Origin of the sequence: Pandoraea cepalis (genome assembly GCF_902459625.1) — a bacterium.
Taxonomy (GTDB): Bacteria; Pseudomonadota; Gammaproteobacteria; order Burkholderiales; family Burkholderiaceae; genus Pandoraea; species Pandoraea cepalis.
Genome location: NZ_CABPRY010000002.1, coordinates 252,189 through 276,808, shown reverse-complemented (window position 1 = coordinate 276,808; position 24,620 = coordinate 252,189). Strand labels below are relative to the sequence as shown.

The window sequence follows — 24,620 nt, the reverse complement described above, 5'->3', positions numbered from 1 at the left end:
GCGCGCCACACCCCGGACGCGCCCTCGGACCTTTGCCGCACGCGACCGTCGGATCAGCGATGTACCGCGGCCATCAACGCGCCGAAACCCATGAACACGCCGCCGCTGATGCGATTGAATGCCTTGAGCACACGCGCTTCGCGCAAGTACGGCGCGATGCGTAGCCCGCCGGTGGCGTAGACCAGGTACCAGCTCACCTCGATCACCGCGAACGTGCCGAGCAGGATCGAGAACTGCGGGAGTTTGGCGGCGGTCGGGTCGATGAACTGCGGCAGGAACGCCGCGGCGAAGAGAATGGCCTTCGGGTTGCTGCCCGCGACCAGGAAGCCCGACTTGAAGAGTTTGCCGAAGCTCGAATCCACGGCCGTGGCGGGCACGTCGGACGGCGCCGCCGCGTTCGCATCCACGGGCGAGCGCCAGCTCTTGTAGCCGAGATAGACGAGATACGCCGCACCGATATAGCGCAGCGTGTCAAACAACATCGGCCACGCGCGGAGCACCGCGCCCAGTCCGGCGGCGGAAATCGACATCATGGCGATGAGTGCCGTCATGCAGCCGGCCATCGTGCCGAGCGACGGACGCAGCCCGTGACGCGCACCATGCGTCATGACGAGCAACATGTTCGGTCCCGGCGTCGCCGAGACGAAAAAAACGGTGACGACATACAGCCACCATGTTTGCAAGCTCATGATTGCCTCGGAAAAGGGCTCACGCGCGGGCTCACGCGAATTCGATCAGGCATTGTAGCGTCGAACCGCGACAGTCGCATCGTCCGCGTGCACGTCCCATGCGAATCATAAAAGAAGCCAAAAAACAAACAGGCCCGATGACTTTCGTCATCGGGCCTGCTTATCTCGGGACGCCGCCTCGCCTAAGGCTGGCGCGGCATCACGGGAATGCGTTCAAGCCAATTAGATGGGCTTGATGTTCGCAGCTTGCTTGCCCTTCGGGCCAGTCTTGACTTCGAACGACACGCGTTGGTTTTCTTGCAGCGACTTGAAGCCGTCAACCTTCACTTCCGAGAAGTGAGCGAACAGGTCTTCACCGCCGGCGTCCGGGGTAATGAAGCCGAAGCCCTTTGCGTCGTTGAACCACTTAACAATACCGGTTTCCATATTTTTTCCTAATAAAACAATAGCTTGAGGTCGAAATGACCCCGTGAGCGCTGACAATCAAGGGAAAATGAAGGACTAGAAACCAGCGAGAAGCAGGAAAACTACGTCTGACAACAACTTCGCGGCTTGACAATCTGCAGTTGGTTTTATACGTGTAGACGCGTCGTTTGTCAACAGGGTAAGGCCTGCAAATCTCGTAACAATTTCTCGCCCTCGCGGGAGATTTGGGCGGGCTTCGGGTGTTCTTGCCGGGGTTGCTGCCCGTACAATGGGCGTTTTTTCCCGCGCCCGCGCCACTCAACCCCCATAACCACCTACGGATGGAGCCTACTCGCCTCATGCGCCCCTCGCCGTCGCCGTCTGACGCTCGTACGCCAAGCCAACCGGCTTGGGTGTCCCGTTGCCGCACGCACGCGCTCAGTCTGGCCGTTTGCCTGACGCTCGCCGCCTGCGCCGGGTCACCGATCTATGGCCCGGTGCCCGCCGGAAGCTATCGCGTACAGTCCGGCGACACGCTTTATGGCATCGCGCGCGCCAACAATACCAGTGCCGCCGATCTGGTGCGCTGGAACGGCCTGACCGATCCCGACAAGATCGAAGTCGGTCAGGTCCTGCGTGTCGTGCCGCCCGCCGGTGCCGCGGCCGCCGCGTCCGGCGCCGCCAGACCCGCACCGCAAGCCCGCCCGACCCCGAAGCCGGCTCCCGCGCCCGCCGCCCCACGCACGGCGACCAACCGGATTCCGATGGTCTGGCCCGCCAATGGCCCGGTGCTGGCAAACTTCAATGGCAGCAGCAACAAGGGCGTCGATATCGGCGGCAAAGCGGGCGACCCGATCTATGCGGCAGCCGCCGGCAAGGTGGTTTATGCAGGCAGCGGGTTGCGCGGATACGGCAACCTGGTGATGGTGCAGCACGAAAACGGGTACCTCACCGCCTACGCGCACAACCGCGCCATTCTGGTCAAGGAAGGGGCGTCGGTCAGCAAGGGCCAGAAGATCGCCGAGATGGGCGACACCGACTCGCATGGCACGGTCAAGTTGCACTTCGAGGTGCGCCAGAAGGGCACGCCGTTCAACCCCCGCGACTTCCTGCCCTCGCGATAATTCAGTGCTGCGGCCCGCTTCTTCCTGCGGGCGAATACCGCAAACGAAAAAAACGGCAAGGCGCGATGTCTTGCCGTTTTTTCCTTGCCTCCAGCCTCTGCCTATCTGCCGGTCAGGCCGACGCTAGAAAGCCCTGCGACATCCCATCGGTGCGCGCGTCGCGCCAATCGCGATGCGCACGCGGGTCCGTCCACACGAGCAAATGAAGCGCTGCGAGCGCGCGCGGGTCGTTGAGCAACTCCCACTTCTGCGTGTTCGTCAGCTTCGCCGGTCCCTTGAGCAACGCGGTCTCGACACGGCCGGCACGCCGGGCGTCGCGCTTCGCGTCGTCAAGGGTCGGCACCACGCTCGCGGCCACGAGGGCGTTGGCCATCGGGTCGACGACGGCGTCGACAAAGGTGACATGCTGGCGCGCGTCCGCCGTGTATTTTTCCGTCATGCGCAGCTCCTTGGGCGGCCATGACTCTTCCGGAATCAGGAACAGTCGCGCACGCTTGAGCGCGCGCCCCAGCGACACCCGGCTGGAGAACACCGACACGGGAATCGAGATCGCCATTGATCCGACAATGGGCATCAGCCACCAAATGAAGTCCGGATTGAGCCAGTAGACGACGCCCCCCCACCCCAGCCCGATCAGGGTATGCAGGCCGTGGCGGCGAATCGCCTCGCCCCAGTGCGTCTCGGCGTCTTCACGCGGCGGCGACTTCCATTGAATCGCAATGCCGGTGAGCGCCGCCAGCACGAACTGCGTATGGAACAGCATGCGCACCGGCGCGAGCACGGCCGAGAACACGAGTTCGATGAGCATGCTCACCGTCACCGCGAATGCCCCGCCGAAACGTTTCGCGCCCTTCGCCCAGATCAGCACGACGGCCAGGATCTTCGGCAGGAAGAGCAGCGTGGCCGTGGCCGAGAACAATGCGAGCGCGCGCTCGGGATGCCACTCCGGCCAGACCGGGAACAGTTGCCGCGGCGCAGTGAAATATTCGGGCACGACCAGCGTGTGCTTGGCGAGCAGACAGGTCGAGAGGATCAGGAAGATGAACCACAAGGGCGCCGACACGTAGGCCATCGCGCCGGTGACGAACACCGCGCGGTGCACCGGGTGCATGCCCTCGGCGAGGAACAGCCGGAAATTCATCAGGTTGCCCTGGCACCAGCGGCGGTCGCGCTTGAGTTCGTCGAGCAGGTTCGGCGGCATTTCCTCGTAGCTGCCGGGCAGATCGTAGGCAATCCAAACGCCCCAGCCGGCGCGTCGCATCAGGGCCGCCTCGACGAAGTCGTGCGAGAGAATCGCGCCCGACATGGCACCTTTGCCCGGCAGCGGGGCAAGCGCGCAATGCGCCATGAACGGCGCCATGCGAATGATCGCGTTGTGGCCCCAGTAGTGCGATTCGCCCAATTGCCAATAGTGCAGGCCGGCCGTGAACAGCGGGCCGTACACGCGACCGGCGAACTGCTGCAGGCGCGCGTAAAACGTTTCGCGTCCGGCGGCGAGCGGCGCGGTCTGAATCAGGCCGGCGCTCGGGTGCGCTTCCATCATGCGCACCAGCTTCGTCAGACATTCACCGCTCATCACGCTGTCGGCGTCGAGCACGAGCATGTAGCGATAGTCGCTGCCCCAGCGGCGGCAAAAGTCGTCGAGGTTGCCGCTCTTGCGCTTCACGCGACGCTGACGTCGACGATAGAAGATACGGCCGAAGCCGTCGACCTGGCGGCATAGCGCCTGCCACGCGTCGACTTCGGCCGTGCAATTGTCGGCCTCGTTCGAATCGGACAGGATGAAGAAATCGAAGCGTTCGAGCGAATCGGTCTTGGCCAGCGATTCGTAGGTCGCACGCAACCCGGCGAACACGCGGCCGACATCTTCGTTGCATATCGGCATCACGAGCGCGGTGCGCGCCTCCGGCGCGATCGGAGCGTCGCCGGCGGCCATCTTCGAGATCATGTGGCGTTCGCCGCCGAACAGCAGCACGAAGAAGCCGAAGATCGCCGTCCAGAACCCGGCCGAGACCCAGCCGAAGAGCAGCACGAACAGCACCAGCACGGAGAATTCGAGCGGATCGGCCCCGTGATACGGCAGCACCGACGCCATGAAATGTGTGGCCAGCGCCGTCTGCGCAATCATCAGCACGAGCAGCATCCAGCGGCGGCGCCGGCCCGCTTGCGACCATCGGCCTTTGGGATCCGGGGCGTCGCGCACGAGCGGATCGGGATCTTCGCGACCGGTCAGTTTGCGCCACAGTCGCGCGAGCGGATTGAGTGACCAGGCGCGCGGAATGAGTGACGTGCGGCGCACCGGCGGTGCGGTGCGCAAGGTTTGTACGCCACGCACTTCGTTCAATCCGGCAGCGGCGGCGAGCGATCCGCCGTCGGTGAGCGCGAGACGCACCGATTGCGAGGCAAGCACCGCGTCGCTGCCGGATTCGATCTCCTCGATATTGTGCGCATGCCACACGGCCGTCGCCACGCCGGCCGTGGCAACGGGTGCGTCGGCCTGCGCGGCGGTCTGCCCCGCGGCCACGGCGAGCGCCGCGCTGGCGGCATCGGCCGTGGCATCGTCGGCATCAGGCGGCACATCGCCCGCGCCGTTCACAGCGCGCGCGGCGAGAAAACGCTGCAAGCGTGTGAGGACGTCGAGCGAATCGCCGCCGTCACGCCTGGCTTGAGCCAACAGGGCGCGGCGCTTCTCGGCGGGCAGTGGCAGCCGGTCGACGTACAACTCGTCGACCGGAATGTCGGAACGGTCGCTCATTCGGGGGGTAACAGGTAGCTCCACGTTTCGGATAGGGTGTTACTGCCGTTGCGCAGGTAAGCGCGCATTTCGACGGGTTTCTCGGAATCGAGGCGGCGCATGCGGAGCATGACGCGATAGCCTCCCGTGACGTCATTGCGCTGCGTCTGCACTTCGAGGATCTTGCCATTGCCATCGATGGATACGTTCCCTTCGACCTTGGCATCTTCTGGCAGTTTCTTGAGCGCCGGACCTTCGAAATCGAGCGCGAACAGCTGACTGTCGTCTGGTTTTCCCCGGTAGCCGTGTCCCCGCCGGCTTTGCGACACCCACGCCATCGGCGGGCGCTTGTCGTTGTCCTTCTGCCACGACAGCCGGTATTCGATCGAATACGGTTGCCTGGGCTTGGGCGGCGCATCCGGCACCCAATACGCCACGATATTATCGTTGGTCTCGTCAGGGGTCGGGATCTGCACCAACTCCACCCGGCCCGGCCCCCACTTGCCCTTGGGCTCGACCCAGGCGCTCGGGCGCGATTCGTAGCGATCCTCCAGATCCTGGTAATCGCCGAAGTCGCGGTCGCGCTGCTGCAGCCCAAATCCGGCCGGGTTCGTCAACGCGAAGGATGAGACGAGCAGACGCTTCGGATTGACCAACGGACGCCAGATCCACTCGCCGGTGCCCGACTCGATGGACAGACCATCCGAGTCATGCACTTCGGGACGATAGTCGGGCACCGCCGCCGGCTGGTTCTCACCGAAGAAGAACATGCTCGTGAGCGGCGCAACGCCCAGCTTGGTGACGTTCTCACGCAGGAACAGTTCGGCCTTCACGTCCACCGTCGTATCGACACCCGGACGCAGCGTAAAGCGATACGCGCCTGTCGCACGCGGAGAATCGAGCAACGCGTAGATCGTCAACTCCTTGGCGCCGGGGGCCGGACGCTGGATCCAGAACTCGGTGAAGCGCGGAAACTCCTCGCCGGAATTGAGCGCCGTGTCGAGTGCCAGCCCGCGCGCGGACAAGCCGTAGGTCTGGTTCTTGCCCAGCGCGCGGAAATAGCTCGCACCGAGGAACACCATCACTTCGTCCTTGTATTTCGGGGTGTTCACGGGAAAGTGAATGCGGAACCCCGCGAAGCCGAGCCCGCGCAACTGCTTGGGATCGACCTTCAGCGCGCCGAAATCGAACATGTCGGGGCTGTAGCGCAGTTCGCGCACACTGTTGCCGGCCAATTCGTTGATCTTCACCGGACGGTCGTAGTACGAGCCCTCATGGAAGAACATCAGCTCGAACGGCAGCTTCTGCGCACGCCACAGCGCCTTTTCGGGCTTGAAGCGGATATTGCGATAGCGATCGTACGAGAGGTTCTGCAGCGCCTTCGGCAGATTCGGATCCTTCGGCTTGTAGCGACTGTTCGCAAGCGTGCGCGCCTGTTTGGCAACGTCGTCGAACGAGAAGGCATGCGCGGCGCCGCAGACCAGAGCGCACCCACTGAGTACGCCGGCGAGCGCCAGGCGCAAGGCACGGCGGGAAATCATGCGGGAAACGAAATTGAGCAGGAATTCCATCGGCATTGGAGATAGCGTGACACGCGCGTGCCGACCGTAGCCAGCTTGCGCCGAACGCGCAATTTTACCCGCTCATTTACCGATTGACGAAAGATGCATCCGCAAAAGCTTCGAAGCGGGCACTCACATTATCTCAATCGTCCGCTGGGACGCCGCTCCAGGCGCATCACAAATTTGTGACGATTTGTGACCGATAGGAAAAACGGAAGGCTTTCACCGCCTTTCCCGCCCATTCCCCGCCATTCCCCCTGCCCACACGGCCGATGCCGCACCGGTTCTTCGATTGACGGCCTCCGGTGGCGCCGCACCCCCGGCCGGGCCATGGCCCGCTTTACTTCGCCTCGAATTTCACACCGGTCGCCGGCGTGGGGACGGCACACCGCTGCGTGCGCACGTTGTCGAGAAACCGCTGGATCAGCGGCAGCACCTTGGCCTCGATGTCACCGTGACCATAGCCGAAACCGGCGAAATTGAAATGCGTGGCGCTGTCGACGACCGCGAGCCAGTGACAACCGGCAGGCAGATCCGCGTAGGGCTCGGTGCGCGTCTGCCACTTGCCATCGAGCGGTGCGTCACGTGTGCCGGTCACCAACAGGACGGGCTTGCGGATGTCATGCCAAGCGCCCGACGGAAAGATCGGGCCGGGCCCCTGCGGGGAGAGCGCGATGTAGCCATCGAAACGGTCGCGGCTGTCGAGCCCGAGCTTATTCTTCGCACCGGCCTCGATCATCACGGTGGCCGCCCCCATGGAGTGCCCCGCGAAGACGGCCGGTCCCGCGCTGCACTGCGTTCGCGCCCAGTGCAGCGCCGCCCCGGCGTCTTCGAAACGGTCGTCGTAAGCTTCGGGATCCGTAGTGAGTGCCAGCAAACCGTCGCGCAATCCACCGCTGCGGACCCGATCGCGCAAAGAGTCGCGCCCGCTTTCCTTGTGGGCCATGGTCACGGTTAACCACCCGTATTGCGAGAGTGCGCGGCCCAACCAGGAAAGCGCGTCGCGGTCATCGCCCGCTCCGGGACTCAGCACCGCCACGCCACGACAGGCCAAGGATGGCCGGAAGACATGAAGATTGGCATACGCCCCATCGCTGCGCGGCACGCGCTGGTCGATGCCGGTCGGCGGCGAGGAAGCATTCGGCGTGGGAACAGGGGCCGCGGTCGGTGCGGCGTCGAGGGTCGGATGCCGCGGCACGATCGTGTCGGCCGCCGCGGCCAGAGAGGGAAACGACGCGAGCAAGGCCACGCCGACACTGCAGGCACCGAGCGCGACGAGCATCGTCCCGAAAGATCGACCCACGGCCCCGCGCGACATTCCGAGCATCCGTTCTCCCTTGGTATCCAGCGGTGCACGCGCCCGGCCGAATCCCGCCGATCGGCCAGGCATCACGGTCTCGCGCCAACGTCCCGCTGCGACATCACACGACAAACCATCTTAGCGCGGATTGCGTAGGGACTCCGCAGGAATTTTGCCTAAGGGATACGTGTCTCGCGTGCGCAACGCGCGAGAGGTGCGGCGCGTACGCCGGGCGCGCGCTTCGAGTGTGCGTCGAGCGCGCATTCAGCGCGCCTCATGCGCGCTGAGGGCGACCGCCGGGCGTGTCGCGCGACAAGCGAAGCGCCGACGCATAGCCCGCAGGATCGAAGCGCCACGTCAGCGCGATCAACGCCACGTTGAGCATGATGAGTCCGATCCACGACGGCGTGAAGCTGCCCGTGCGATCGAGCACCGCGCCAGCGGCGAACGGCGCCAGCGCCGCGATGCAAAAACCCACGCCCTGCATGAACGCCGCGAGCGCCGCCGCATGTGGCGGGTGCGCGTGATGATCGAGCGCAAGCACGAGTCCAAGCGAGAAGGTGCCACCCAACCCGAAGCCGATGGCGCCGATCCACGCGCACGCGGCGGCGACCGGTGCGAGCGCCAGTCCAATGAGTCCGCCGAGTGTGGCCGCAAGCGCGAGCGTGAGCCAGCGACGGCGATCGGCGTGACGGCGCGCCAGCCAAGGCAGCGTCAGTGCGGCGACGACCTGACAGGCCGTCAGCCCAGCCAGCAACGCCCCGCTGCGTGTCGCACTCATGCCGTGTTGCTGATAGAACGGGGGCAGCCAAGCGACCATGGTCGTATAGGTGCAGTTGATGAGACCGAAGTACACGGCCAGTGTCCAGGCGCGACGCTTGCGTAGCAACGCAAACATCGATGGCGCACCGCCGGTTGCCGAGGCAACACGCTCGCCCGCCGCCCGACACGCCGCGCGCAAATCCGCCGCCGACGTCACGGCCCCCGGTGGTGCCGCCACTGCCTGAATCAGCGGCGCGCGCCACCAGGCCAACGCGGCCGTGCAGACAACCGCAAGCCACATCCCCAGCCCGACGCGCCAGTCGCCCGCCTCGGACGCCGCCCACGGACTGATCGCCGCGCCAAGTCCACCACCGCCCATGAGCGCCGCCGAGTACAAGCCCATCATCGCGGTCATGCGCGCGGCGCTGTAGTTCGCCTTCACCACGCCGGGCAGCAGCGCCTGAATGACGGCGATGCCGATGCCCGACGCGAGTGACGTGGCGATCATCGTGGCAGTATCGTCGGCCACGAAACGCATGCCGCAGGCGAGCGCAAGCGCCACCAGTCCGAGCAGCACCCCACGCCGCTCACCGCAGCGGCGCGTCAGCCCGCTCGCCGCAAAGGCGCCCGCGCCCATCGCGAGCACCGGCAGCGACGTGAGCAACGCCGCCACGGGATAGGTCATCCCCGTAGCCTCGCGGATTTGCGGCAGCAGCGGACTGATGGACGTGAGCGTCGGCCGCAGCGTCAGCCCGACCGCGACGATGGCGAGCCACAGTGTCATACCGCCACACCGTCGCTCACCACCACATGACCGTTCGCCACCACCCAGCGGCGCGGCGCACGCGTGACGATGGCCTGCGCAGCATTCACGGCATCGACGAGCACCAGGTCGGCGCGCGCGCCCACGCGCAGCCCGTAGGCATCGAACCCACATGCCCTCGCCCCCTGATCGGTGACGCAATCGAGCGCTATTTCCAGTTCATCGTCGCGACGCAGGTTGTAGCGCAGCCCGATCATCATGGCGCGCTCGAGCATGTCGGGCGAGCCATAGGGCGTCCACGTGTCGCGAATGCCGTCGTTGCCGCCCGCCAGCGGCACACCGGCACGCCGGCAGGCCATGAGCGGCGGCACGATACGCGAGGGCGGCGCGGTGGTGATCAGCGCCACGCCGGCATCGGCCAGGCGCGCGAGCATCGTCTCGGCGCGCGCGGCGTCCAACTCGCCCAGGCAAAACGCATGCGACACCACGACCTTGCCTTGCATGCCAAGCGCAGCGATGCGCTCAAGCATCAGTTCGAGCGAGAACACGCCCATCTCGCCCGGCTCGTGCAGATGGATGTCGACGGGGCAACCGTGTTTGTCGGCCAGCGCAAACATGGCGTCGAGCGAGGCCTTCGGGTCGCGATCGATGGCGCACGGATCGAGCCAGCCGAGCACATCCGCGCCCCGTGCGAGCGCGTCGTCGAGCAAGGCAACGGTGCCCTCGCGATCCAATACGCCCGACTGCGGAAACGCCACGATCTGCATGTCGAGGGTGTCCGCCAGCGCTTCACGCGTGGCGAGTACGCCGTCGAGATGACGCAGGCCCGCGTCGGTATCGATGTCGACGTGAGTGCGCAGCCGCGTGGTGCCCGCCGCGAGGAACGCTCGCGCGAGGGCGAGCGACGCGGCCCCCGCGTCATGCCCACTCTGCGCACGCCACTGACGTTCGTTGTCGATGCGCTCGATCAGCCGCGAGCCGCACGCGTTCTCGTACCACGGCATGCCCCAGACGGTCTTGTCCAGATGCGTGTGTGCCTCCACGAGACCGGGCAGCAGCAGCGCACCGCCCGCATCGATCAGACGGATGCCGCTACCCGGCGCGCTGGGCAGCGACGGCGCAAGTGCCGCAATCCGTCCGTTTTCGACGCGTACGTCGAGCGGCGCGCCATCGAGGCCGCGCGCGTTGCGAATGTCCAGTGTTGTCATGCCTTCCTCAATGCTTCCTGTCAGGTGCCCTGCGGGACGCCTGCCACCACGTTGCGCGAGCGCGTGAGCAGGCTCACGACCACGAACGTCAGCGCATTCACCGCCAGCGCCACCAGCCCCATGTTGATCGATCCGACGGTATCCGATGCGCCCGGCATCAACGTGCGCAGGGTGACGTCGAACCCGACCGCCGCCGCCAGCACGACAGCGCCGGCGCCGATCCCCGCGAAGGCACCGTACTTGTTGCCGAATGGACGCGGCAACAAGCTCGACACGAACGACGGGAACAGTTGTGTGAGCAGGCTCGACGCGAAGAGCGCGAGCGCCACGAACGTCGCCCCGCCACGCAACACGAAGCCCACCGCCACCAGCCCGAAGACCGGCAGCACACGCTTGGCGAGCTTGCCCACGAAGGCATCGCTCGCATGCGGCGCAAAGCCGTCGCGGTAGATGTTCTTCGCAATCAGCGTCGACGCATTGAGCAGGATCATCGAACCGGGCACGAGCGCGGTCAATACCCCGACGCCGCCGATCACGCCCACGAACCACGGTGAAAACGTCTGCTTGACGATGCGCAGCAGCGCCAGATCCGAATCCGCGCCGGTCAGGCCCGGCACTTGCAGAATGGCGGCGAAGCCCACGAAGAACATGAACGCGATCACCATCTGATACAGCGGCATCAAAATCGTGTTCTTGCGCACGGCGCTCTCGGTCTTGGCCGCGTACACCGACGTGAACACGTACGGATACAGGTAGTAACCCAGCGACGTGAGCAGAATCGTGGAGTTGTACCAGGACAGCGTCAGGCCGCTTGTGGGCATCTGCAAAAAGCCTGGCCGCGCCGCTTCGATGCGGTCGAACATCTCGCCGAATCCGCCGAAGTAATGCAGCGGCAGATAGACGCCGAGGAACACGGCAATGACGAGAATCAGAATGTCCTTGTAGATCGCAATGCTCGCGGAACCGTGAATGCCCGACACCGTGATGTACGCCACCATCGCGATCGCGCCGCACCAGATTGCGACCACCGGCGGAACCGTGCCGTACGATGCCTCCGACACGATGATGCCCAGGCCGCGCAACTGAATGATCAGCAGCGCGCTCATGCCGAGCACGGCGACTACCGAGACGACGACACCCAGCGCGCGCGAGCGGTAGGCCGTCGCGAAGAAGTCGGAGAACGACACACAGCCATGTCGCGTTGCGTGACGCCACGCCGCCGGCAGCATCCAGTAGCCGAGCAGATAGGCGAGCGCGCCGTAAGCGAGGATGTAGAAGGCGGGAGGCCCCTTGCTGTACGCCCATCCGCTCGCGCCGAGGAACGTGAAGGTCGAGAACGCCTCGCCTGCCATCAGCAGGAAGACAAGCAGCGTGCCGAAGCCGCGGCCACCCACGGCCCACTGCTCCAGACTCATCGTGCGACCGCGCCGCGCGCGCAGTCCGATGAAGAGCGCAAAAGCGAGGAACGCCGCAATGACGGTCAGGGCGGCGTTCATGATGTCGCTCCGTCGTGTTCGCGCGCATCCTGCGCAGACTCGCGCGAACCGTCAAAGCGGAACATCACGACCATGACCGCCGACGTGAGCAGCAGCCAGACGATATTCCACGCCATCAGGAAAGGCAGCCCCGCCAAACGGGTGCCTACGTGTTCGGCCAGCCAACCGCCGCTGTAAAACGCCGCGATGGGAAGCGCGGCCAGGCAATGCACAGGTTTCATGACGTCTCCAGACCCTAGAGGATTCAATGGTCGGCCGCACACACGTCGCCGTGGGCAGCCCGCTGGCTTGGCCAATTCGGTGGTGTCCGGTGTCATGGCGCACTACATCGATTCGCCATATTATCAACCATACACAAACAAATGGTTAACCATTTTTGTTGACCATTATCGGCAACGATTTGCCGAAATGCAAGGTTGCAATCGCGGCACAGCCGAAACCGAGGGTTTTCCGGGAGGCAGCGCCGACAGGCGAAGGGGGCCGGGTACAATGCGCCCCACACCCACGCGAACCGCGTCTATCCAGGAGATGAGGCTTGAGCCGCACCGCAGCACCGGCGTCGCCGCGCGACGCGTCACGCCCCAAAGCCGCCACCGAGACCGCCGCGGGCCTGGCGGCCGGCGACGATGGCACGTCGGGCAGCGCGGGACAGCAGATCGAGGCGCGCGTCTACATGGCCATCTCGCAGGCGCTGCTCTCCGGAAAGCTGCGGCCGGGCATGCCGCTGCGCGAGCGCAATCTGGCGCAAGCGCTCGACTGCACCCGGGGCGCCGTGCGCAAGGTGCTCGCCCGGCTCGGCTTCGAAGGCAAGCTGGTGCTCGAACCCAACCGGGGCGCGTTCGTCCCGCAACCGTCGCTCGACGACATCCGGCAGACCTACCGCGCCCGCCGCGTGCTGGAGAGCGGTGTGATTGCGAGCATTTGCGGGCAATTGAGTGCGTCGCAGCTTGCGGCGCTCGACGCGCACGTCGCGTTGGAAGCGCTTTCGCATGCGCAGGGCACGCACGAGCGATCGATTCGCCTGGCGGGCGAGTTTCATCTGATCTTGATCGGCATGGCGCAGAGTGTCGAACTCGATACGTTCGCGCGTCAGCTCGTGGCCAAGACGGAGCTTTACAAGGCGCTGTACGATCCGGCGGAATTCATGCATTGCGCGCCCACGGAGCACGCCCAACTCGTCGGCCAGTTGCGTGACGGCAAGACGCAGGCGGCGATTGCGCTCGCCACGGCGCACCTCGACGAACTCGAAGCACGCGTGCTCACCCGCGCCGCCGCCGCGGAGACGCCTGACTTCCGCGCCATTTTTGCCGAGGCGTTCGCGGGCACGGGGTCATAGGCTTTCTCCGGCCCCGCCATCCCCCCCGCGACACGTTGCGCCGTCGCCCGTCAAGCGGCGCGGCAATCCCACCACGGGCGTGGGGGTCGCGTGGCACACGACCCTGAATCGGGGGTATATTGCGCCTGTTCGCGACGGGCCTGCGCCCGCCTGCCACTTTCGCCCCCGCCTGACACGCTCAAGCAAGAAGCCCGAAGGAAGCCCATGTCCCATCTGGTAGTCCACGGCGGCCAGCCACTGCGTGGCCGCATCACCCCCTCCGCCAACAAGAATGCCGTTCTCCCGGTGCTGTGCGCCACGCTGCTCACCGATCAGCCGGTGCGCCTCATCGGCGTGCCCGAGATCACCGACGTTCGCAAGATCCTCGACATCTTCCGTCAGCTCGGCAGCGAGGTGAACGTCGATTTCGACGCCGGCACGCTCGACATCCACCATCGCGATACCCACTTCGATCCGCGCACGGACCATCTGCCGGAAGAGATGCGCTCGTCGATCATGCTCGTGCCGCCGCTGCTCGCGCGCTTTGGCGTCGCCCGCATCGAAGACAACGTCAAGGGCTGTACGCTCGGCGTGCGCGAGATCGATCCGCACATCGAAGTGCTGCGGCATTTTGGCGGACGTGTCGAGCGCACCGAAGGCTCGCTGCTCATCCATGCGGACGAGGCGCACCCCGCGATCCATCACTGGCTCGATTACGCGTCGGTGACCACCACGGAAAACTTCGTGCTGTGCGCGGCAACGGCCAGGGGCCGCTCGCAATTGAATAACGCGGCGTCGGAGCCGCACGTGCAGGAGTTCTGCCGCTTCATGCAGATGCTGGGCGTGCCCATTGAAGGTGTCGGCACGTCGCAGCTCGCGATCGAAGGCGTGGAGCGCTTCGGCGGCGGCGAATTCCGCTTCGCCGAAGACTTCCATGAAATCACCACGTTCCTCGCGCTCGGTGCCATCACCGGCGGGGAAATCACGGTCAAGAACACGGCGCCGGACCAGTTCCCGCTCATCGACCGCACGTTCGCGAAGTTCGGGGTGAAAGTCGAGCATCGCGACGGCTGGTCGACCGCCACCGCGCAGGGCAAGCTCAAGGTGCAAGCGCCGTTCACGCAGAACATCCTCACGAAAGTCGAAGCCGCGCCTTGGCCGTATTTCCCGGTCGACCTGCTGCCGATCTTTATCGCGCTGGGGGTGAAGGCCGAAGGCAGCGCCATGTTCTGGAACAAGGTCTACGACGGGGCGATGGGCTGGTCGACCGAGTTGTCGAAGTTCGGCGCGCATGTGTTCCAGTCCGATCCGCACCGCCTGATCACGTTCGGTGGCGTGCCGCTCTCGCCCGCCGTCGTGGAGAGTCCGTACATCATCCGCGTGGCGATTGCCTTGCTGATGGTGGCGGCCAGCATCGACGGGCAATCGACGATCAAGAACGCCGATCCGATCCGGCGCGCGCATCCGCGCTTCGTCGAGAACCTGTGCTCGGTGGGCGCGAACGTCGTCTGGACACCGCAGGAGTAAGCCCGCGCTTTCGTGTGCGCACATGTCGTTTGCCGCCCCCCCCCAGGGGGGCCGGGCTCGCCCTACGGGACACGCCGGCGGTAGACGCCCCCCCGATCGCCCCACACCGGTCTTCGCCCCGACGAACCCGACGAATGACCTTACCTGAGCCGCTCGCGCCCGCGATCATCGCAGCTTTGCCCGACGGCACATGACGTTTGCATGCTTAATCCGGGTTACAGCCGCTCGGCGTTCTGGCTCACGGGCAGCGTCGAGAATCGCGGCACGGCATCGCTCACGCGTTGGTTGAGCGTCGGCATCGTGCGGCTCGAAGACGCCGACCGTGGACGCATCATCCGCCGCAGCGCGCATCACATGCTCGCCATGAGCAACGACCTGATCGAGTATGCGAGCGGGGGCGCGGCCGACCCGCTGCATGTCGCGCCGGTCTACACCCATGCGTTCGTCGACGGCGTGGCGCACGAGGGCATGAGTCTCGCCGGCAAGCACGGTAACGCCTTCCTGCTCGACGTGCGTGCGCCGCTGCCGCCCCTGCTCGCGTTCGACGCCAAGCGCGTGCGTCAGGTGCTCGGGAATCTGTTGGACAACGCAGCGAAGTACACCGCCAACGGAACGATCACCCTCTCGCTTTCAGCAACGCCGGACGCGACACGCGCCGATCTCATGCAGGTCTGTTTCGGCGTCGAGGATTCCGGCTGCGGCATCGCCAAGGACGACCTGCCGCGCGGCAGGTTCACCATCTCGCGCAGCGTGGCGATCTGGCCGGACTGACCGCGCTGTGCCAGGCCCCTGCGGCATCGACGTTCCACTAGGCGCCCATCAAACGAAAACGGCACGCCCGAGGGCATGCCGCGGTACTGCTTCGGGAAGCCGGTCCCCTCAGTCTTTGAGCGGCAGGTGGGCCGTCTCGCGCGCGGCCAGGAGCGCGATGGCCGTGGCGGCGAGCGCCACCGTGACATACAGCGACACCGAGACCGTCGTGCCGTATGTCTTGTACAGCGTCACGATGATGAGCGGTGCGAAGCCGCCCCCGAGAATGCCCGCGAGCGTATAGGCCAGCGACGAACCGGCGTAGCGCACCCGCGTCGGGAATTGCTCGGTGACGAAGGCCGCCTGCGGCCCGTACATGATCGCGTGAATCACCAATCCGATAACGACGGCCAGCACGATCAGTGCCGGGTGGGACGTATCGAGCAGTACGAAGAAGCCGTATGCCCAGATCACCGCGCACAGCACACCGAAGCCATACACCGGGCGGCGACCCAGCTTATCGGACAGTGCGCCGAACAGGGGCACCGTCAGCGCATTACATGCCGTGCCGGCCAGCACGGCCGTGAGTGCAAGCGGACGCGACAGGTGCAGCGTCCCCGTCACATACGTCAGCGTGAAGACGACCATCAGCGCGTAGAGCACGTCCGAGCCGATGCGCGAGCCGCCGGCCACCAGCAGGTTACGCCAGTGCGAACGGAAGACTTCGGCAATCGGCATGTCCGCCTGACGCGCCGAGTGCTGCATCGCTTCGAACATCGGCGTTTCCTCCACACCGCGACGCACCCACAGACCGAAGCCGACCAGCACGAGGCTCAGCAGGAACGGCAGGCGCCAACCCCACGCGAGGAAGTCGTCGGGGGAAATCGACAGCGTGATGAGCGCGATGAGGCCCGTCGCGATCAGGGTGCCGAACGATGGGCCGACTTGCGTCCAGGACGCATTCAACCCGCGCTTGCGCTGATCGCCATGCTCGACTGACAGCAGCACCGCACCCGCCCATTCGCCGCCAAGCGCGACGCCTTGCACGAAGCGCAGGGCGACGAGCAACACGGGGCTCCAGATACCGATCGACGCGTACGTGGGCAGCACGCCCATCAGGCCGGTCGTCAGTCCCATCACCACGAGCGTGAGCACCAGCACGGCGCGCCGTCCGATCTTGTCGCCAAGATTGCCGAACACGAAGCCGCCAAGCGGCCGCGACACGTAGCCCACGGCATAGGTCGACAGGGCGAGAATGGTGCCGACCAACGGGTCGACCGACGGGAAGAACAGATGGTTGAACACGAGCGCCGCGAGCGTGTTGTAGACGGTGAAGTCGTACCACTCGAGCGTAGTGCCCACCATGCTGGCGGTCGCGAGCCGCCCTTTTTTCGGGTTCGCATGACCGGTGGCGGCCGCGGTGGAGGGGGTGGCGGCGTCGGTTTGCCGAGCGTCGTGGGTATCGGAATACGTTGTCATGGATGTCTCCAGGGTGTCTGCGGGATGCACCGGACGGCCGGATCCCGCGAGAAGGTGGCGGGACGTCAGTCGTCGTTGGCGCCGAGACGCCACAACATGGCAAAGCGGGTGACTTCTCCGGCCGGCACCCCGTAGGCGGCGGCGAGCGATTGCGCGGCGGCGCGCACCGTGTCCTGATCCGTGCCTTCGATCAGTACGACGGCATCGGCAGGCGGCAGCGGCGCGTCCTTGGCGGTGAGCGAGACGGACAGCGTCGGCACGGTGACCTGGAGCGTGGCGCGGACAATACCGTCGCCCTGTGCGAGTTCGGCGAGCTGCGCGCCCAGCCGCGCATGAGCTTGGGTGACGACCGCCTCGCTCAGCACGAACATGGCCAGCATGCCGCCCTCGCCTTCGCCCGCCTCGATATCGAGCGTGCCGACACGGCGCTGTGTGCCCTGCATGCGCGCGAAGTTGCGCAGCGACCATTCGGTCTGATGCTGGAAAGCCCGGGCGTAAGGTTCGCTCGTGAAGACGGCGGCGTCTTGCGTGCAGTAAAGCGCCAGATAGGGGCGCGCGCAGTCGTGCAGGGCCTTGAAGCGACGAGCGAACTTGAAGCCCGGGATGGCCACACGCTCCTGCATGTGTTCGCGGTCGTACCAGCGGTTGAAGTCAGCGTCGAAGGCCGGATCGATATTCGTCCAGATGCAGAGTTGGGCGCGGGGAGCAGTCGCAGTCATGAGGCATTCCATCGGTTTCAACAATCGGGAGGCCGGCCAACACGCGATGCTCGCGGGTCGACCGTCTCGCCGAGTGTGCAAAACGGGGGAAAACGCGTCCAACAAGAAATCAAATTCGCCGCGACAGAAAATTCTTATGACCGGTGTCGGGCGGTGGCGGCGCGGGGCGTGTGCGCGCGAGGCATGGCGAGGATCACGGCCGAGCGCCGAAGGCTCAGGATTCGGCGGCGCCCCAGGCCGGGGCGGTCATGGCGGCGGCGGGTGGGATGGCGATGTCCGGCCCCATGTTCAGGGCGAATTCGCTGGCCGTGCGTTGCGCGAGGCGCGCCACGTTTTCGGCGAGCAGTGCGCCCTGGCGGAACGACCCGACGAACGACAGGTTGGGGAAATGGGCGTTCACGCGCAGCAAATGCAGGCTGTGCTCGCCCAGTTCGCGCTGAATGATGGCCGGCGGCAGCATCGCCACGCCGAAGCCGTCCACGACCAGCCGGATGATCGCCGCGACCGAGGTCATGCAGTTCACGCGCACCGGCCGCTCGGCCGCCACCGAGAACATGCGTTCAAGGGTCTTGTGCGGGCCGGAGTTGCGCGAAAAGCTCACCAGCGGGTACGCCGCCAGATCGGCCACATCGAGCGTTTCGCCTTCGAGATTGAGCTTCGGGCTCGCCACCCAGCGCATCGGAAATTCGGCCAACGGCAAATTCTCGATGCCGGCGCCGTGCAGAACGTCGGTTTGCAGCGCGAGATCGAGCGTACCGGCTTCGAGTTGCTTGCAAAGTCGGATGGTCGTCTCGCTGGTGACTTCAATCTCGAGTTGCGGATAGTCGTGGCGAATTCGCGCGGCCAGATCCGGAAACCAGCTATGCACGATCGACTCGACCACACCGATCTTGAGCACCCCCGGCGGCATGTCGGGATCGGTCAACTCGCGTTTCATCTCCTGCCCGAGCATGACGATGCGCTCCGCATACGCCAGCGCCTTCTGCCCGGCCGCCGTGAGCGTGACCTCCCGGGCGCTGCGGTCGAACAGACGCACCCCGAAGCTCTGCTCCAGCGACGCGATCCGGCTCGACACACCCGCCTGCGTGGTGTGCAGACGTGCGGCCGTCAGACGGAAGTTACGCAGCTTGGCGAGCCAGACGAAGGTTTCGAGGAATCGCAGGTTCATGCGGTGTGACGGGCGGTGGTGAGTGCCGGAAGTCTCTGATTCTAGCGGGAACAGAAAACCGGCACCCGAAATGGCCTGGCATGCGACATCCGGGAAAGGTTGTTACGGCCGGGCGTTCCCGCCGTGTTTCGTTTCCGTAACGTTTTATGTCGGGCGTCGGTGGCAAGCGCTGCCCCGCCCCTTACAAATCATGCACTTAACCGTCTCGAGAGGCTTGGCACGAGATTTGCTGGATGTCTTGCAACGGCCCGTCGAGGCCGGAGGGCCGAATATCTGGAGACTGTCATGGCAACCCCCCATTTCCACCGACCGCATCCGACCGTGGAACTTGCTCGGTGCGTGTTCCGGCAGCATTACATACGCATCATGCAGGCCGATCAGCCCGGCAATTATGCGGTGCTGGTCGACGTTTGGCCCATGGACGGCCGCACCTTCACCAGCATCGATCAGGCGAAGCATGCCGCCATGCTGTTTATCCGAGAGATGGAAAGCGACTGAGTCCGCGCAAGCGATTCCGCGCCAGCGGCCTTGGCGCGGTCACCGAGACGAGATCATCATTGATGAAACATCACGCCACACGCCACAGCGCCGCCGAGCGCCACGTCCTGTCCGCGATCCCGCGCTCGGTCCCCCGCCAGCCGGTCGTGCTGGATCCCGCGGGCGACCCTTATGCCCGCGTCGCGGTCGAGGCATACGCCGAGGCCTGTGCCCATGAGCAGCCATGGCTGGCGGAGGCCCTGCAACGCCAGTATCAGTTGGCCGGCGGCACCCCGTCGAGCGCCGCCGCCCTCTGGCGCGCGTTTCACGAGGCACAGCGGCTGGCCCGCGAAGGCCAGTCGTACGATGAAGCCGCCTGGACTCACGTGGCGCTGCATCTGTGCGGCGTGCTGGGGGCGATGAACTTGTAGTGGTCGGGACAAGCGTCGCGCGCGACGCTATTTCACGCGGAGGACGCAAAACCCGACTGTTGGGGACTGTTTCTGGCATACTTCTCGCTAATTTTTAGCGGATTCGCCCTCAGTACCCCATGCCCCTCACTTCGACGTTGCCGTCCTGCATTCGACGGCGAGCGGTTACATCGATTCTAGGTGCATTGCTTCTTCTCTTTCCCGCTGCGACGCTAGTCGTTCCTCGCGGGGGAAACGTCGTGATGTTCCTTCTGCTCGCGTGCAGTCTTTTCGTGCTTGTCGTCGACGCGAAAACGCCGGTGCCCACGCCATCGGCCTCGGTCATGCCGCGTCACGCCCTGACTGTTTTCACCATCGCGCTCTGCCTGCCGTTCGCTGCCGTAATGCTGAGCGAGTTGATTCACGGGCATGTCGCCGGCAACACGCTTGACTCGCCCTCCCGGTTTCTGATCGCGATCGTGGTCATGTTCGCGTTGCGACGGCTCAGCGAGAACCTGCCCGCCTGGGTGTCGTTCGGTTTGCCCATGGGGGCGTTTGCGGCCGCCGTGATGGCGTCTTATTCGCTCATCGAATTAGCGACTCGAGCAGAGAGCACATTCCTTAATCCAATTCATTTCGGTGACATTGCCTTGCTCCTGGGCGTGCTGTCAGCGCTCTCGATCAATTGGCTCAAACGTGACCACGTTTTGGGGGTCATCTTCAAACTGGCTGGCGCCCTGGCCGGCGGTTATGCGTCGTGGGCCAGTCAGTCGCGGGGCGGCTGGATTGCACTGCCGGTGATGGTCCTCTTGTGCGTCTGGATCGGCGGAAAAGCGCTGAATCGTAGTGCACGCTGGGCGGCAATCGTCGTGTTATGTGCCGCCATTGTGTTGCCCGTAAGCATTTCGCAAACCGTTCGCACACGCATGTTCACCGATATATCGCTCGATTTGTCGAACATGGCAAAGGGGCAGCCCGATTCATCGGTCGGCATTCGGTTGGAGTTGTACAAAGCAGCTCTTATCCTGATTGGCCAAAACCCTGTCACGGGATTGGGCGCGCACGGCTTCCACGATGCCATGGCACCGATGGCAGAAAAAGGCATCATCACGCCAACCGCCGCCGAGTTGGGCCGTGGAGAGGTCCACAATCAGATTCTTGCCTACACCGCCGACTATGGCTTCGGCGGCTTAATCGCCATGCTTGCCGTGTACTTCGTACCGGCCTGGTTCTTCATCCTCTGTATTCGCCGCGGAGACAAGCGAGCACGCCGCACCGGCCTGCTCGGTCTGCTCACCGCCGTGGCGTTCTTCATCTTTGGGCTGACCGTGGAGACATTCAATCTCAAGGTCACGACCGCGTTTTACGCGACGATGCTGGCGGCATTCGCTGCCATTGCGTGCCCGGTGAGATCGGAAAGCGGAGAAACTACGGCCCGCTCACCGGAGCGCAAATAACCGCTCTATCCCCCCATGCTAAGCATCCTGATCCCCACCTGGAACAACCTGCCGTTTCTCAAGCTGTGCATCGATAGCGTTCGCCGTCATTCCGGCGAGGCGCACGAGATCCTCGTGCACGTCAACGACGGGAGCGACGGTACGCTGGCATGGGTTCGGGAACAGGGGTTGCGTTACACGCACAGCATCGGCAACGTGGGGGTCTGCCTCGCGCTGAATCAGCTCGCGCCGCTGGCATCGCACGATCAGTTGCTCTTCCTGAACGACGACATGTTCGTCACCCCGGGCTGGGACACCGCGCTCATCGATGCCGCCCGTGCGCTCGATACGCCGATCTATTACCTCTCGTCGGTGATGATCGAACCGAACGCCGGCGTCAGCAAACAAGTGATATCGCACGACTTCGGCACGACCCCGCAGACATTTGACGAAACCGCCCTGCTGGCCTTCGCCGCCTCGCTGAACCGTAGCGACGTGAACGGCGTGCCGACGCAGCCCACGCTGGTGAGCCGCGGACTATGGCATCTGGTCGGCGGCTACAGCATCGAATTCGGGCCGGGCATGAGTAGCGACGACGACTTTCTGATGAAGTTGTGGCTCGTCGGCTGCCGCACGTTCCGCATCGTGGGCAAGAGCGTGGTCTATCACTTCGGATGCCGCTCGACAGGGCGTGTGGTGAAGAATCGCGGCAGTCGCGAGTTTTTGATGAAGTGGGGAATGACACAGGCTGAGTTCAAGCGCGACTACCTCGATCTGGCCGGCACGCCGGCGGGTGCCGCGCTGCCTAACGTCCCCCGCCCCAGCGGCAAGAGCCGCTTCAAGCGCGCGCTGCATGGCAGCAAGCCTTATCCGCTCGAAGATCTTGAACGCTGGGACCCCAACGTACCGCGGCATTTGAAGCTGGACTGAACGGCGCAGCCAACGCCCTTGCGTCGGCCGACACACGTCAGCCGCACGGCGTGAAGCCCCCGCGACCGATCCGAAACGCCGGATGTCCGGCCATCAATGCCGAGGGTGACGAATTCTCGCCCACGCGTGCCCGACTCGCTGCACCGCGCGATGATCGGGGTGTCGCGTCCACCACAGACCCAGCTCCCACACCATCCCGGCCAGCAGCACGATCACGGCCAGGGCACCGATCGTGTACCACATCTCACCAAAAGACGTTGTCATGACGGCCTCCTGAAAAGGCATCACGGACGACCCGCGGTCGTCCGTGATTCCATTCTAGGCGACGCAACCCGGCTTGCCCGCCGGATTTGTGCTACTTGCACACGACGTCGACCGCCCGGCGCGTCAGAGTTGGCCCATGGCCAGTTGCACCGCGAGGCTACTCACCGAGACCGCAGCCCATACGCCCAGCCCCAGCAGGATGGGACGTACGCCGGTCGATGCCATGCGACGCAGGTTCGATGACAGGCCGATGGCCGTGAGAGCGACGATGATGAGGAATTCTGCCGCGTCATGAATCCAGGGTTGCAGCTCGGCCGGCACAAACCCCGCCGTGCGCGCTCCCGAGGCGATCAGGAAACCGAGGATGAACCACGGGAAAATGCGGGCGAGGCTGAAGTTGGCGGCCCCGGCACGCTTGGCGCGGTATGCCACAATCGCTGCCAGCGCCAGGCAGATGGGGATGATCAGCGTGGCACGCGTGAGCTTGACGATGGTCGCGTAATCACCTGCGGTCTTGCTGTAGCTGTAACCGGCAGCGACCACCGACGACGTATCGTTGATCGCCGTACCCGCCCACATGCCAAATCCCAGATCGGAAAGATGCAGCAGGTGACCGAGCATCGGGAACAGCACCACGGCCGCGATATTGAACAGGAAGATGGTCGAGATCGCGAATGCCGTTTCGTGGTCGTCCGGCTTGATGATGGGGGTGACGGCCGCAATCGCCGATCCGCCGCAAATCGCCGTGCCAATGCCGATGAGCAGCTTGAGCTTGCCGCCGACACCCAGTGCGCGGCCCAGCGCCCAGGCCGACAGACCGGCGGCGGTCACCGTCACGGCTGTGACTGCCAAGGACTCCAGGCCCGTATGCGCCACCTGCGACAGGCTCAGGCCGAAGCCGAGGGCAATGATCGACCACTGGAGCACGTACTTCGAGGCGAACCGGATGCCCGCTTCATACCGTGCACCGGGCGCGAACACATTGCGAACGACGATACCGAGCAGAATGCCGAACACAGGGCCGCCGACCAGCGGCATCTGACGCCCCAACAACAGCGCGGCAAACGCGATGACGGTCGAGAGAATCAGGCCTGCCCACGGATTCTGACGGTCCGGCACCAACGCGTTAGGGCGGCTGGCCGTGGGAGGGGGAGTCGTATCGGTTTTTGTTGTCATCACAGCCTCGCTTCTGGAATGACTACAAGTTTACGAACGTCGATTAAATAATAAAAATCGTTATATCAAATACGAATTATCCATAAATACGATAATTCATCGATTCGCACGTCATACCCGAATCGAAGGGCCTATCGGCCTGCGTTTGCGCCTGCATTTGCGCATAACATCCCAAGCCAACCCCTGCCGTGGGTCGCTACACTCTCCGAAACCCCCTGGAAGCGTCGATCCGCCCCCTCCCCCGGAGACCGAACCCATGTCGCAAGCTGTCAACACGCCCACGCGCCGCGCGCAGTGGTATTTCGATTTCGCGTCCCCTTTCGCGTACCTGCAATTTGAACGATTCGACACGCTGCCGCGCTGGCTCGACATAGACCTCAAGCCGATCGTGCTCGGCGCGATCCTGGCGCATCTGCAAACGCAGGGCCCTGCAGAGACACCGCACAAACGCCTCTTCACGTATCGCATGGCGCAGTTCCGCGCCGAGCAAGACGGCATTACCTACCGAATGCCGCCCGTCCACCCATTTCATCCGATTCGCGTGCTGCGCCTGGCGATAGCGCTCGGCGCGACCCATGACGTGGTGCGTACGATTTACCGTTTCATCTGGGCCGAAGGGCGCGATGTCACCGACCCGCAGGGCTGGCAGGATTTGTGCGCACGGCTCGGGCTGCGCGCCGACGAGGCCGTCGCGCTGGCGGAAACGCCGGCGGTCAAGGCCACCTTGCGCGAAAACACCGAGGCCGCGATTGCCGCCGGGGTGTTTGGCGTGCCGACGTTCGCGTTCGACGGGGTGCTGTACTGGGGAGACGACGCGACCGCGCTGTTCCGCCACTGCCTCGCTGATCCGGCGTGGTTGCATTCGCCCGATGTCGAGCGCTTGCAACACGTTACGATCGGTGTAAAGCGCGAGGGCTGAGAACGCG

23 protein-coding genes are annotated in these 24,620 nt (G+C 64.8%); 9 read left to right on the top strand and 14 right to left on the bottom strand.

Translation table 11 applies throughout. The features are described from left to right. Nucleotides 1–53: 53 nt before the first annotated feature. A complete protein-coding gene (locus PCE31107_RS06135) occupies nt 54–689 on the bottom strand; it encodes a LysE family translocator (RefSeq protein WP_130026973.1) in 636 nt (211 codons plus the stop codon). Between the two features lie 222 nt (nt 690–911). Further along, nucleotides 912–1,115, bottom strand: coding sequence for a cold-shock protein (locus PCE31107_RS06130; protein WP_010805153.1), 204 nt, complete (start codon nt 1,113–1,115; stop codon nt 912–914). Between the two features lie 338 nt (nt 1,116–1,453). Between PCE31107_RS06130 and PCE31107_RS06125 the strand changes: the two genes are divergently transcribed. Further along, nucleotides 1,454–2,218 (top strand): peptidoglycan DD-metalloendopeptidase family protein, encoded by a 765-nt coding sequence (locus PCE31107_RS06125; protein WP_150607198.1) that lies wholly within the window; start codon nt 1,454–1,456, stop codon nt 2,216–2,218. Nucleotides 2,219–2,330: 112 nt separating this feature from the next. On the opposite strand, the gene mdoH is transcribed toward PCE31107_RS06125, so the two are convergent. The 7 genes from mdoH to PCE31107_RS06090 all read right to left on the bottom strand — a co-directional run bounded on the left by mdoH (nt 2,331) and on the right by PCE31107_RS06090 (nt 12,264). Then, the gene (gene mdoH, locus PCE31107_RS06120; protein ID WP_150607196.1) at nt 2,331–4,973 is read right to left on the bottom strand and encodes a glucans biosynthesis glucosyltransferase MdoH; all 2,643 of its coding nucleotides are present in this window, start codon (nt 4,971–4,973) and stop codon (nt 2,331–2,333) included. Beyond that, nucleotides 4,970–6,529 (bottom strand): glucan biosynthesis protein G, encoded by a 1,560-nt coding sequence (locus tag PCE31107_RS06115; RefSeq protein ID WP_370363111.1) that lies wholly within the window; start codon nt 6,527–6,529, stop codon nt 4,970–4,972. The genes mdoH and PCE31107_RS06115 overlap by 4 nt, the downstream gene beginning before the upstream one ends. 325 nt (nt 6,530–6,854) lie before the next feature. Beyond that, complete coding sequence (locus PCE31107_RS06110; protein ID WP_150607194.1) at nt 6,855–7,796, bottom strand: alpha/beta hydrolase family protein; 942 nt, start codon at nt 7,794–7,796, stop codon at nt 6,855–6,857. Between the two features lie 292 nt (nt 7,797–8,088). Further along, entirely contained in the window at nt 8,089–9,360 is a 1,272-nt protein-coding gene (locus PCE31107_RS06105) for an MFS transporter (protein WP_150607192.1), read from the bottom strand. Then, nucleotides 9,357–10,547 (bottom strand): amidohydrolase family protein, encoded by a 1,191-nt coding sequence (locus PCE31107_RS06100; protein WP_150607190.1) that lies wholly within the window; start codon nt 10,545–10,547, stop codon nt 9,357–9,359. The genes PCE31107_RS06105 and PCE31107_RS06100 overlap by 4 nt, the downstream gene beginning before the upstream one ends. A gap of 20 nt (nt 10,548–10,567) precedes the next feature. Continuing rightward, complete coding sequence (locus PCE31107_RS06095; RefSeq protein ID WP_150607188.1) at nt 10,568–12,043, bottom strand: sodium:solute symporter family protein; 1,476 nt, start codon at nt 12,041–12,043, stop codon at nt 10,568–10,570. Beyond that, nucleotides 12,040–12,264: a DUF3311 domain-containing protein gene (locus tag PCE31107_RS06090; protein WP_150607187.1), complete on the bottom strand. Its 225-nt coding sequence runs from the start codon at nt 12,262–12,264 to the stop codon at nt 12,040–12,042. Before PCE31107_RS06090 ends, PCE31107_RS06095 begins: the two co-directional genes overlap by 4 nt. A 314-nt stretch (nt 12,265–12,578) precedes the next feature. Here PCE31107_RS06090 and PCE31107_RS06085 point away from each other — a divergent pair, with 314 nt between their 5' ends. The 3 genes from PCE31107_RS06085 (at nt 12,579) to PCE31107_RS23780 (ending at nt 15,656) form a co-directional block, all read left to right on the top strand. Continuing rightward, nucleotides 12,579–13,379, top strand: coding sequence for a GntR family transcriptional regulator (locus PCE31107_RS06085; RefSeq protein ID WP_246181738.1), 801 nt, complete (start codon nt 12,579–12,581; stop codon nt 13,377–13,379). A 204-nt stretch (nt 13,380–13,583) separates the two neighbouring features. Then, entirely contained in the window at nt 13,584–14,885 is a 1,302-nt protein-coding gene (locus tag PCE31107_RS06080; protein WP_150607185.1) for a UDP-N-acetylglucosamine 1-carboxyvinyltransferase, read from the top strand. A 201-nt stretch (nt 14,886–15,086) separates the two neighbouring features. After that, nucleotides 15,087–15,656 carry an ATP-binding protein gene (locus tag PCE31107_RS23780; RefSeq protein WP_150607183.1) on the top strand — a complete coding sequence of 190 codons (570 nt, stop codon included), beginning with the start codon at nt 15,087–15,089 and terminating at the stop codon, nt 15,654–15,656. A gap of 108 nt (nt 15,657–15,764) precedes the next feature. Here PCE31107_RS23780 and PCE31107_RS06070 read toward each other — a convergent pair whose 3' ends face one another. The 3 genes from PCE31107_RS06070 to PCE31107_RS06060 all read right to left on the bottom strand — a co-directional run bounded on the left by PCE31107_RS06070 (nt 15,765) and on the right by PCE31107_RS06060 (nt 19,001). Continuing rightward, complete coding sequence (locus PCE31107_RS06070) at nt 15,765–17,114, bottom strand: MFS transporter (protein WP_150607181.1); 1,350 nt, start codon at nt 17,112–17,114, stop codon at nt 15,765–15,767. A gap of 65 nt (nt 17,115–17,179) precedes the next feature. Next, a complete protein-coding gene (locus PCE31107_RS06065; protein ID WP_150607179.1) occupies nt 17,180–17,833 on the bottom strand; it encodes a DUF4286 family protein in 654 nt (217 codons plus the stop codon). Between the two features lie 214 nt (nt 17,834–18,047). Next, nucleotides 18,048–19,001: a LysR family transcriptional regulator gene (locus PCE31107_RS06060; protein ID WP_150607177.1), complete on the bottom strand. Its 954-nt coding sequence runs from the start codon at nt 18,999–19,001 to the stop codon at nt 18,048–18,050. Between the two features lie 285 nt (nt 19,002–19,286). Here PCE31107_RS06060 and PCE31107_RS06055 point away from each other — a divergent pair, with 285 nt between their 5' ends. From PCE31107_RS06055 to PCE31107_RS06040, 4 genes are all read left to right on the top strand, one after another. Next, nucleotides 19,287–19,499, top strand: coding sequence for a hypothetical protein (locus PCE31107_RS06055; protein ID WP_130026983.1), 213 nt, complete (start codon nt 19,287–19,289; stop codon nt 19,497–19,499). A gap of 62 nt (nt 19,500–19,561) precedes the next feature. Continuing rightward, nucleotides 19,562–19,909 carry a hypothetical protein gene (locus PCE31107_RS06050; protein ID WP_130026984.1) on the top strand — a complete coding sequence of 116 codons (348 nt, stop codon included), beginning with the start codon at nt 19,562–19,564 and terminating at the stop codon, nt 19,907–19,909. Between the two features lie 323 nt (nt 19,910–20,232). After that, the gene (locus PCE31107_RS06045) at nt 20,233–21,345 is read left to right on the top strand and encodes an O-antigen ligase family protein (protein ID WP_174966565.1); all 1,113 of its coding nucleotides are present in this window, start codon (nt 20,233–20,235) and stop codon (nt 21,343–21,345) included. A 15-nt stretch (nt 21,346–21,360) separates the two neighbouring features. Then, nucleotides 21,361–22,254, top strand: a complete 894-nt coding sequence (locus PCE31107_RS06040) for a glycosyltransferase family 2 protein (protein ID WP_150607173.1) — start codon at nt 21,361–21,363, stop codon at nt 22,252–22,254. Nucleotides 22,255–22,347: 93 nt separating this feature from the next. On the opposite strand, the gene PCE31107_RS23300 is transcribed toward PCE31107_RS06040, so the two are convergent. Then, on the bottom strand, nt 22,348–22,518 hold the full coding sequence (locus PCE31107_RS23300; RefSeq protein ID WP_165385362.1) for a hypothetical protein: 171 nt from the start codon (nt 22,516–22,518) through the stop codon (nt 22,348–22,350). 123 nt (nt 22,519–22,641) lie between these two features. Beyond that, nucleotides 22,642–23,694, bottom strand: coding sequence for a YeiH family protein (locus PCE31107_RS06035; RefSeq protein WP_130026987.1), 1,053 nt, complete (start codon nt 23,692–23,694; stop codon nt 22,642–22,644). A gap of 256 nt (nt 23,695–23,950) precedes the next feature. On the opposite strand from PCE31107_RS06035, the gene PCE31107_RS06030 reads away from it, so the two are divergent. Continuing rightward, nucleotides 23,951–24,613, top strand: a complete 663-nt coding sequence (locus PCE31107_RS06030) for a 2-hydroxychromene-2-carboxylate isomerase (RefSeq protein WP_130026988.1) — start codon at nt 23,951–23,953, stop codon at nt 24,611–24,613. Nucleotides 24,614–24,620 lie beyond the last annotated feature (7 nt).

Bases quoted from the DNA above. Each gene is read 5' to 3' on its own strand.
- PCE31107_RS06070 (WP_150607181.1), bottom strand. From the start codon at position 17,114: ATGACAACGTATTCCGATACCCACGACGCTCGGCAAACCGACGCCGCC.
- PCE31107_RS06035 (WP_130026987.1), bottom strand. From the start codon at position 23,694: ATGACAACAAAAACCGATACGACTCCCCCTCCCACGGCCAGCCGCCCT.
- PCE31107_RS06090 (WP_150607187.1), bottom strand. From the start codon at position 12,264: ATGAAACCTGTGCATTGCCTGGCCGCGCTTCCCATCGCGGCGTTTTAC.
- PCE31107_RS06050 (WP_130026984.1), top strand. From the start codon at position 19,562: ATGAAACATCACGCCACACGCCACAGCGCCGCCGAGCGCCACGTCCTG.
- PCE31107_RS06110 (WP_150607194.1), bottom strand. From the start codon at position 7,796: ATGCTCGTCGCGCTCGGTGCCTGCAGTGTCGGCGTGGCCTTGCTCGCG.
- PCE31107_RS06135 (WP_130026973.1), bottom strand. From the start codon at position 689: ATGAGCTTGCAAACATGGTGGCTGTATGTCGTCACCGTTTTTTTCGTC.
- mdoH (WP_150607196.1), bottom strand. From the start codon at position 4,973: ATGAGCGACCGTTCCGACATTCCGGTCGACGAGTTGTACGTCGACCGG.
- PCE31107_RS06055 (WP_130026983.1), top strand. From the start codon at position 19,287: ATGGCAACCCCCCATTTCCACCGACCGCATCCGACCGTGGAACTTGCT.
- PCE31107_RS06080 (WP_150607185.1), top strand. From the start codon at position 13,584: ATGTCCCATCTGGTAGTCCACGGCGGCCAGCCACTGCGTGGCCGCATC.
- PCE31107_RS06130 (WP_010805153.1), bottom strand. From the start codon at position 1,115: ATGGAAACCGGTATTGTTAAGTGGTTCAACGACGCAAAGGGCTTCGGC.
- PCE31107_RS06030 (WP_130026988.1), top strand. From the start codon at position 23,951: ATGTCGCAAGCTGTCAACACGCCCACGCGCCGCGCGCAGTGGTATTTC.
- PCE31107_RS06045 (WP_174966565.1), top strand. From the start codon at position 20,233: ATGCCGCGTCACGCCCTGACTGTTTTCACCATCGCGCTCTGCCTGCCG.
- PCE31107_RS06095 (WP_150607188.1), bottom strand. From the start codon at position 12,043: ATGAACGCCGCCCTGACCGTCATTGCGGCGTTCCTCGCTTTTGCGCTC.
- PCE31107_RS06060 (WP_150607177.1), bottom strand. From the start codon at position 19,001: ATGAACCTGCGATTCCTCGAAACCTTCGTCTGGCTCGCCAAGCTGCGT.
- PCE31107_RS06125 (WP_150607198.1), top strand. From the start codon at position 1,454: ATGCGCCCCTCGCCGTCGCCGTCTGACGCTCGTACGCCAAGCCAACCG.
- PCE31107_RS06100 (WP_150607190.1), bottom strand. From the start codon at position 10,547: ATGACAACACTGGACATTCGCAACGCGCGCGGCCTCGATGGCGCGCCG.
- PCE31107_RS23300 (WP_165385362.1), bottom strand. From the start codon at position 22,518: ATGACAACGTCTTTTGGTGAGATGTGGTACACGATCGGTGCCCTGGCC.
- PCE31107_RS23780 (WP_150607183.1), top strand. From the start codon at position 15,087: ATGCTTAATCCGGGTTACAGCCGCTCGGCGTTCTGGCTCACGGGCAGC.
- PCE31107_RS06115 (WP_370363111.1), bottom strand. From the start codon at position 6,529: ATGCCGATGGAATTCCTGCTCAATTTCGTTTCCCGCATGATTTCCCGC.
- PCE31107_RS06040 (WP_150607173.1), top strand. From the start codon at position 21,361: ATGCTAAGCATCCTGATCCCCACCTGGAACAACCTGCCGTTTCTCAAG.
- PCE31107_RS06105 (WP_150607192.1), bottom strand. From the start codon at position 9,360: ATGACACTGTGGCTCGCCATCGTCGCGGTCGGGCTGACGCTGCGGCCG.
- PCE31107_RS06065 (WP_150607179.1), bottom strand. From the start codon at position 17,833: ATGACTGCGACTGCTCCCCGCGCCCAACTCTGCATCTGGACGAATATC.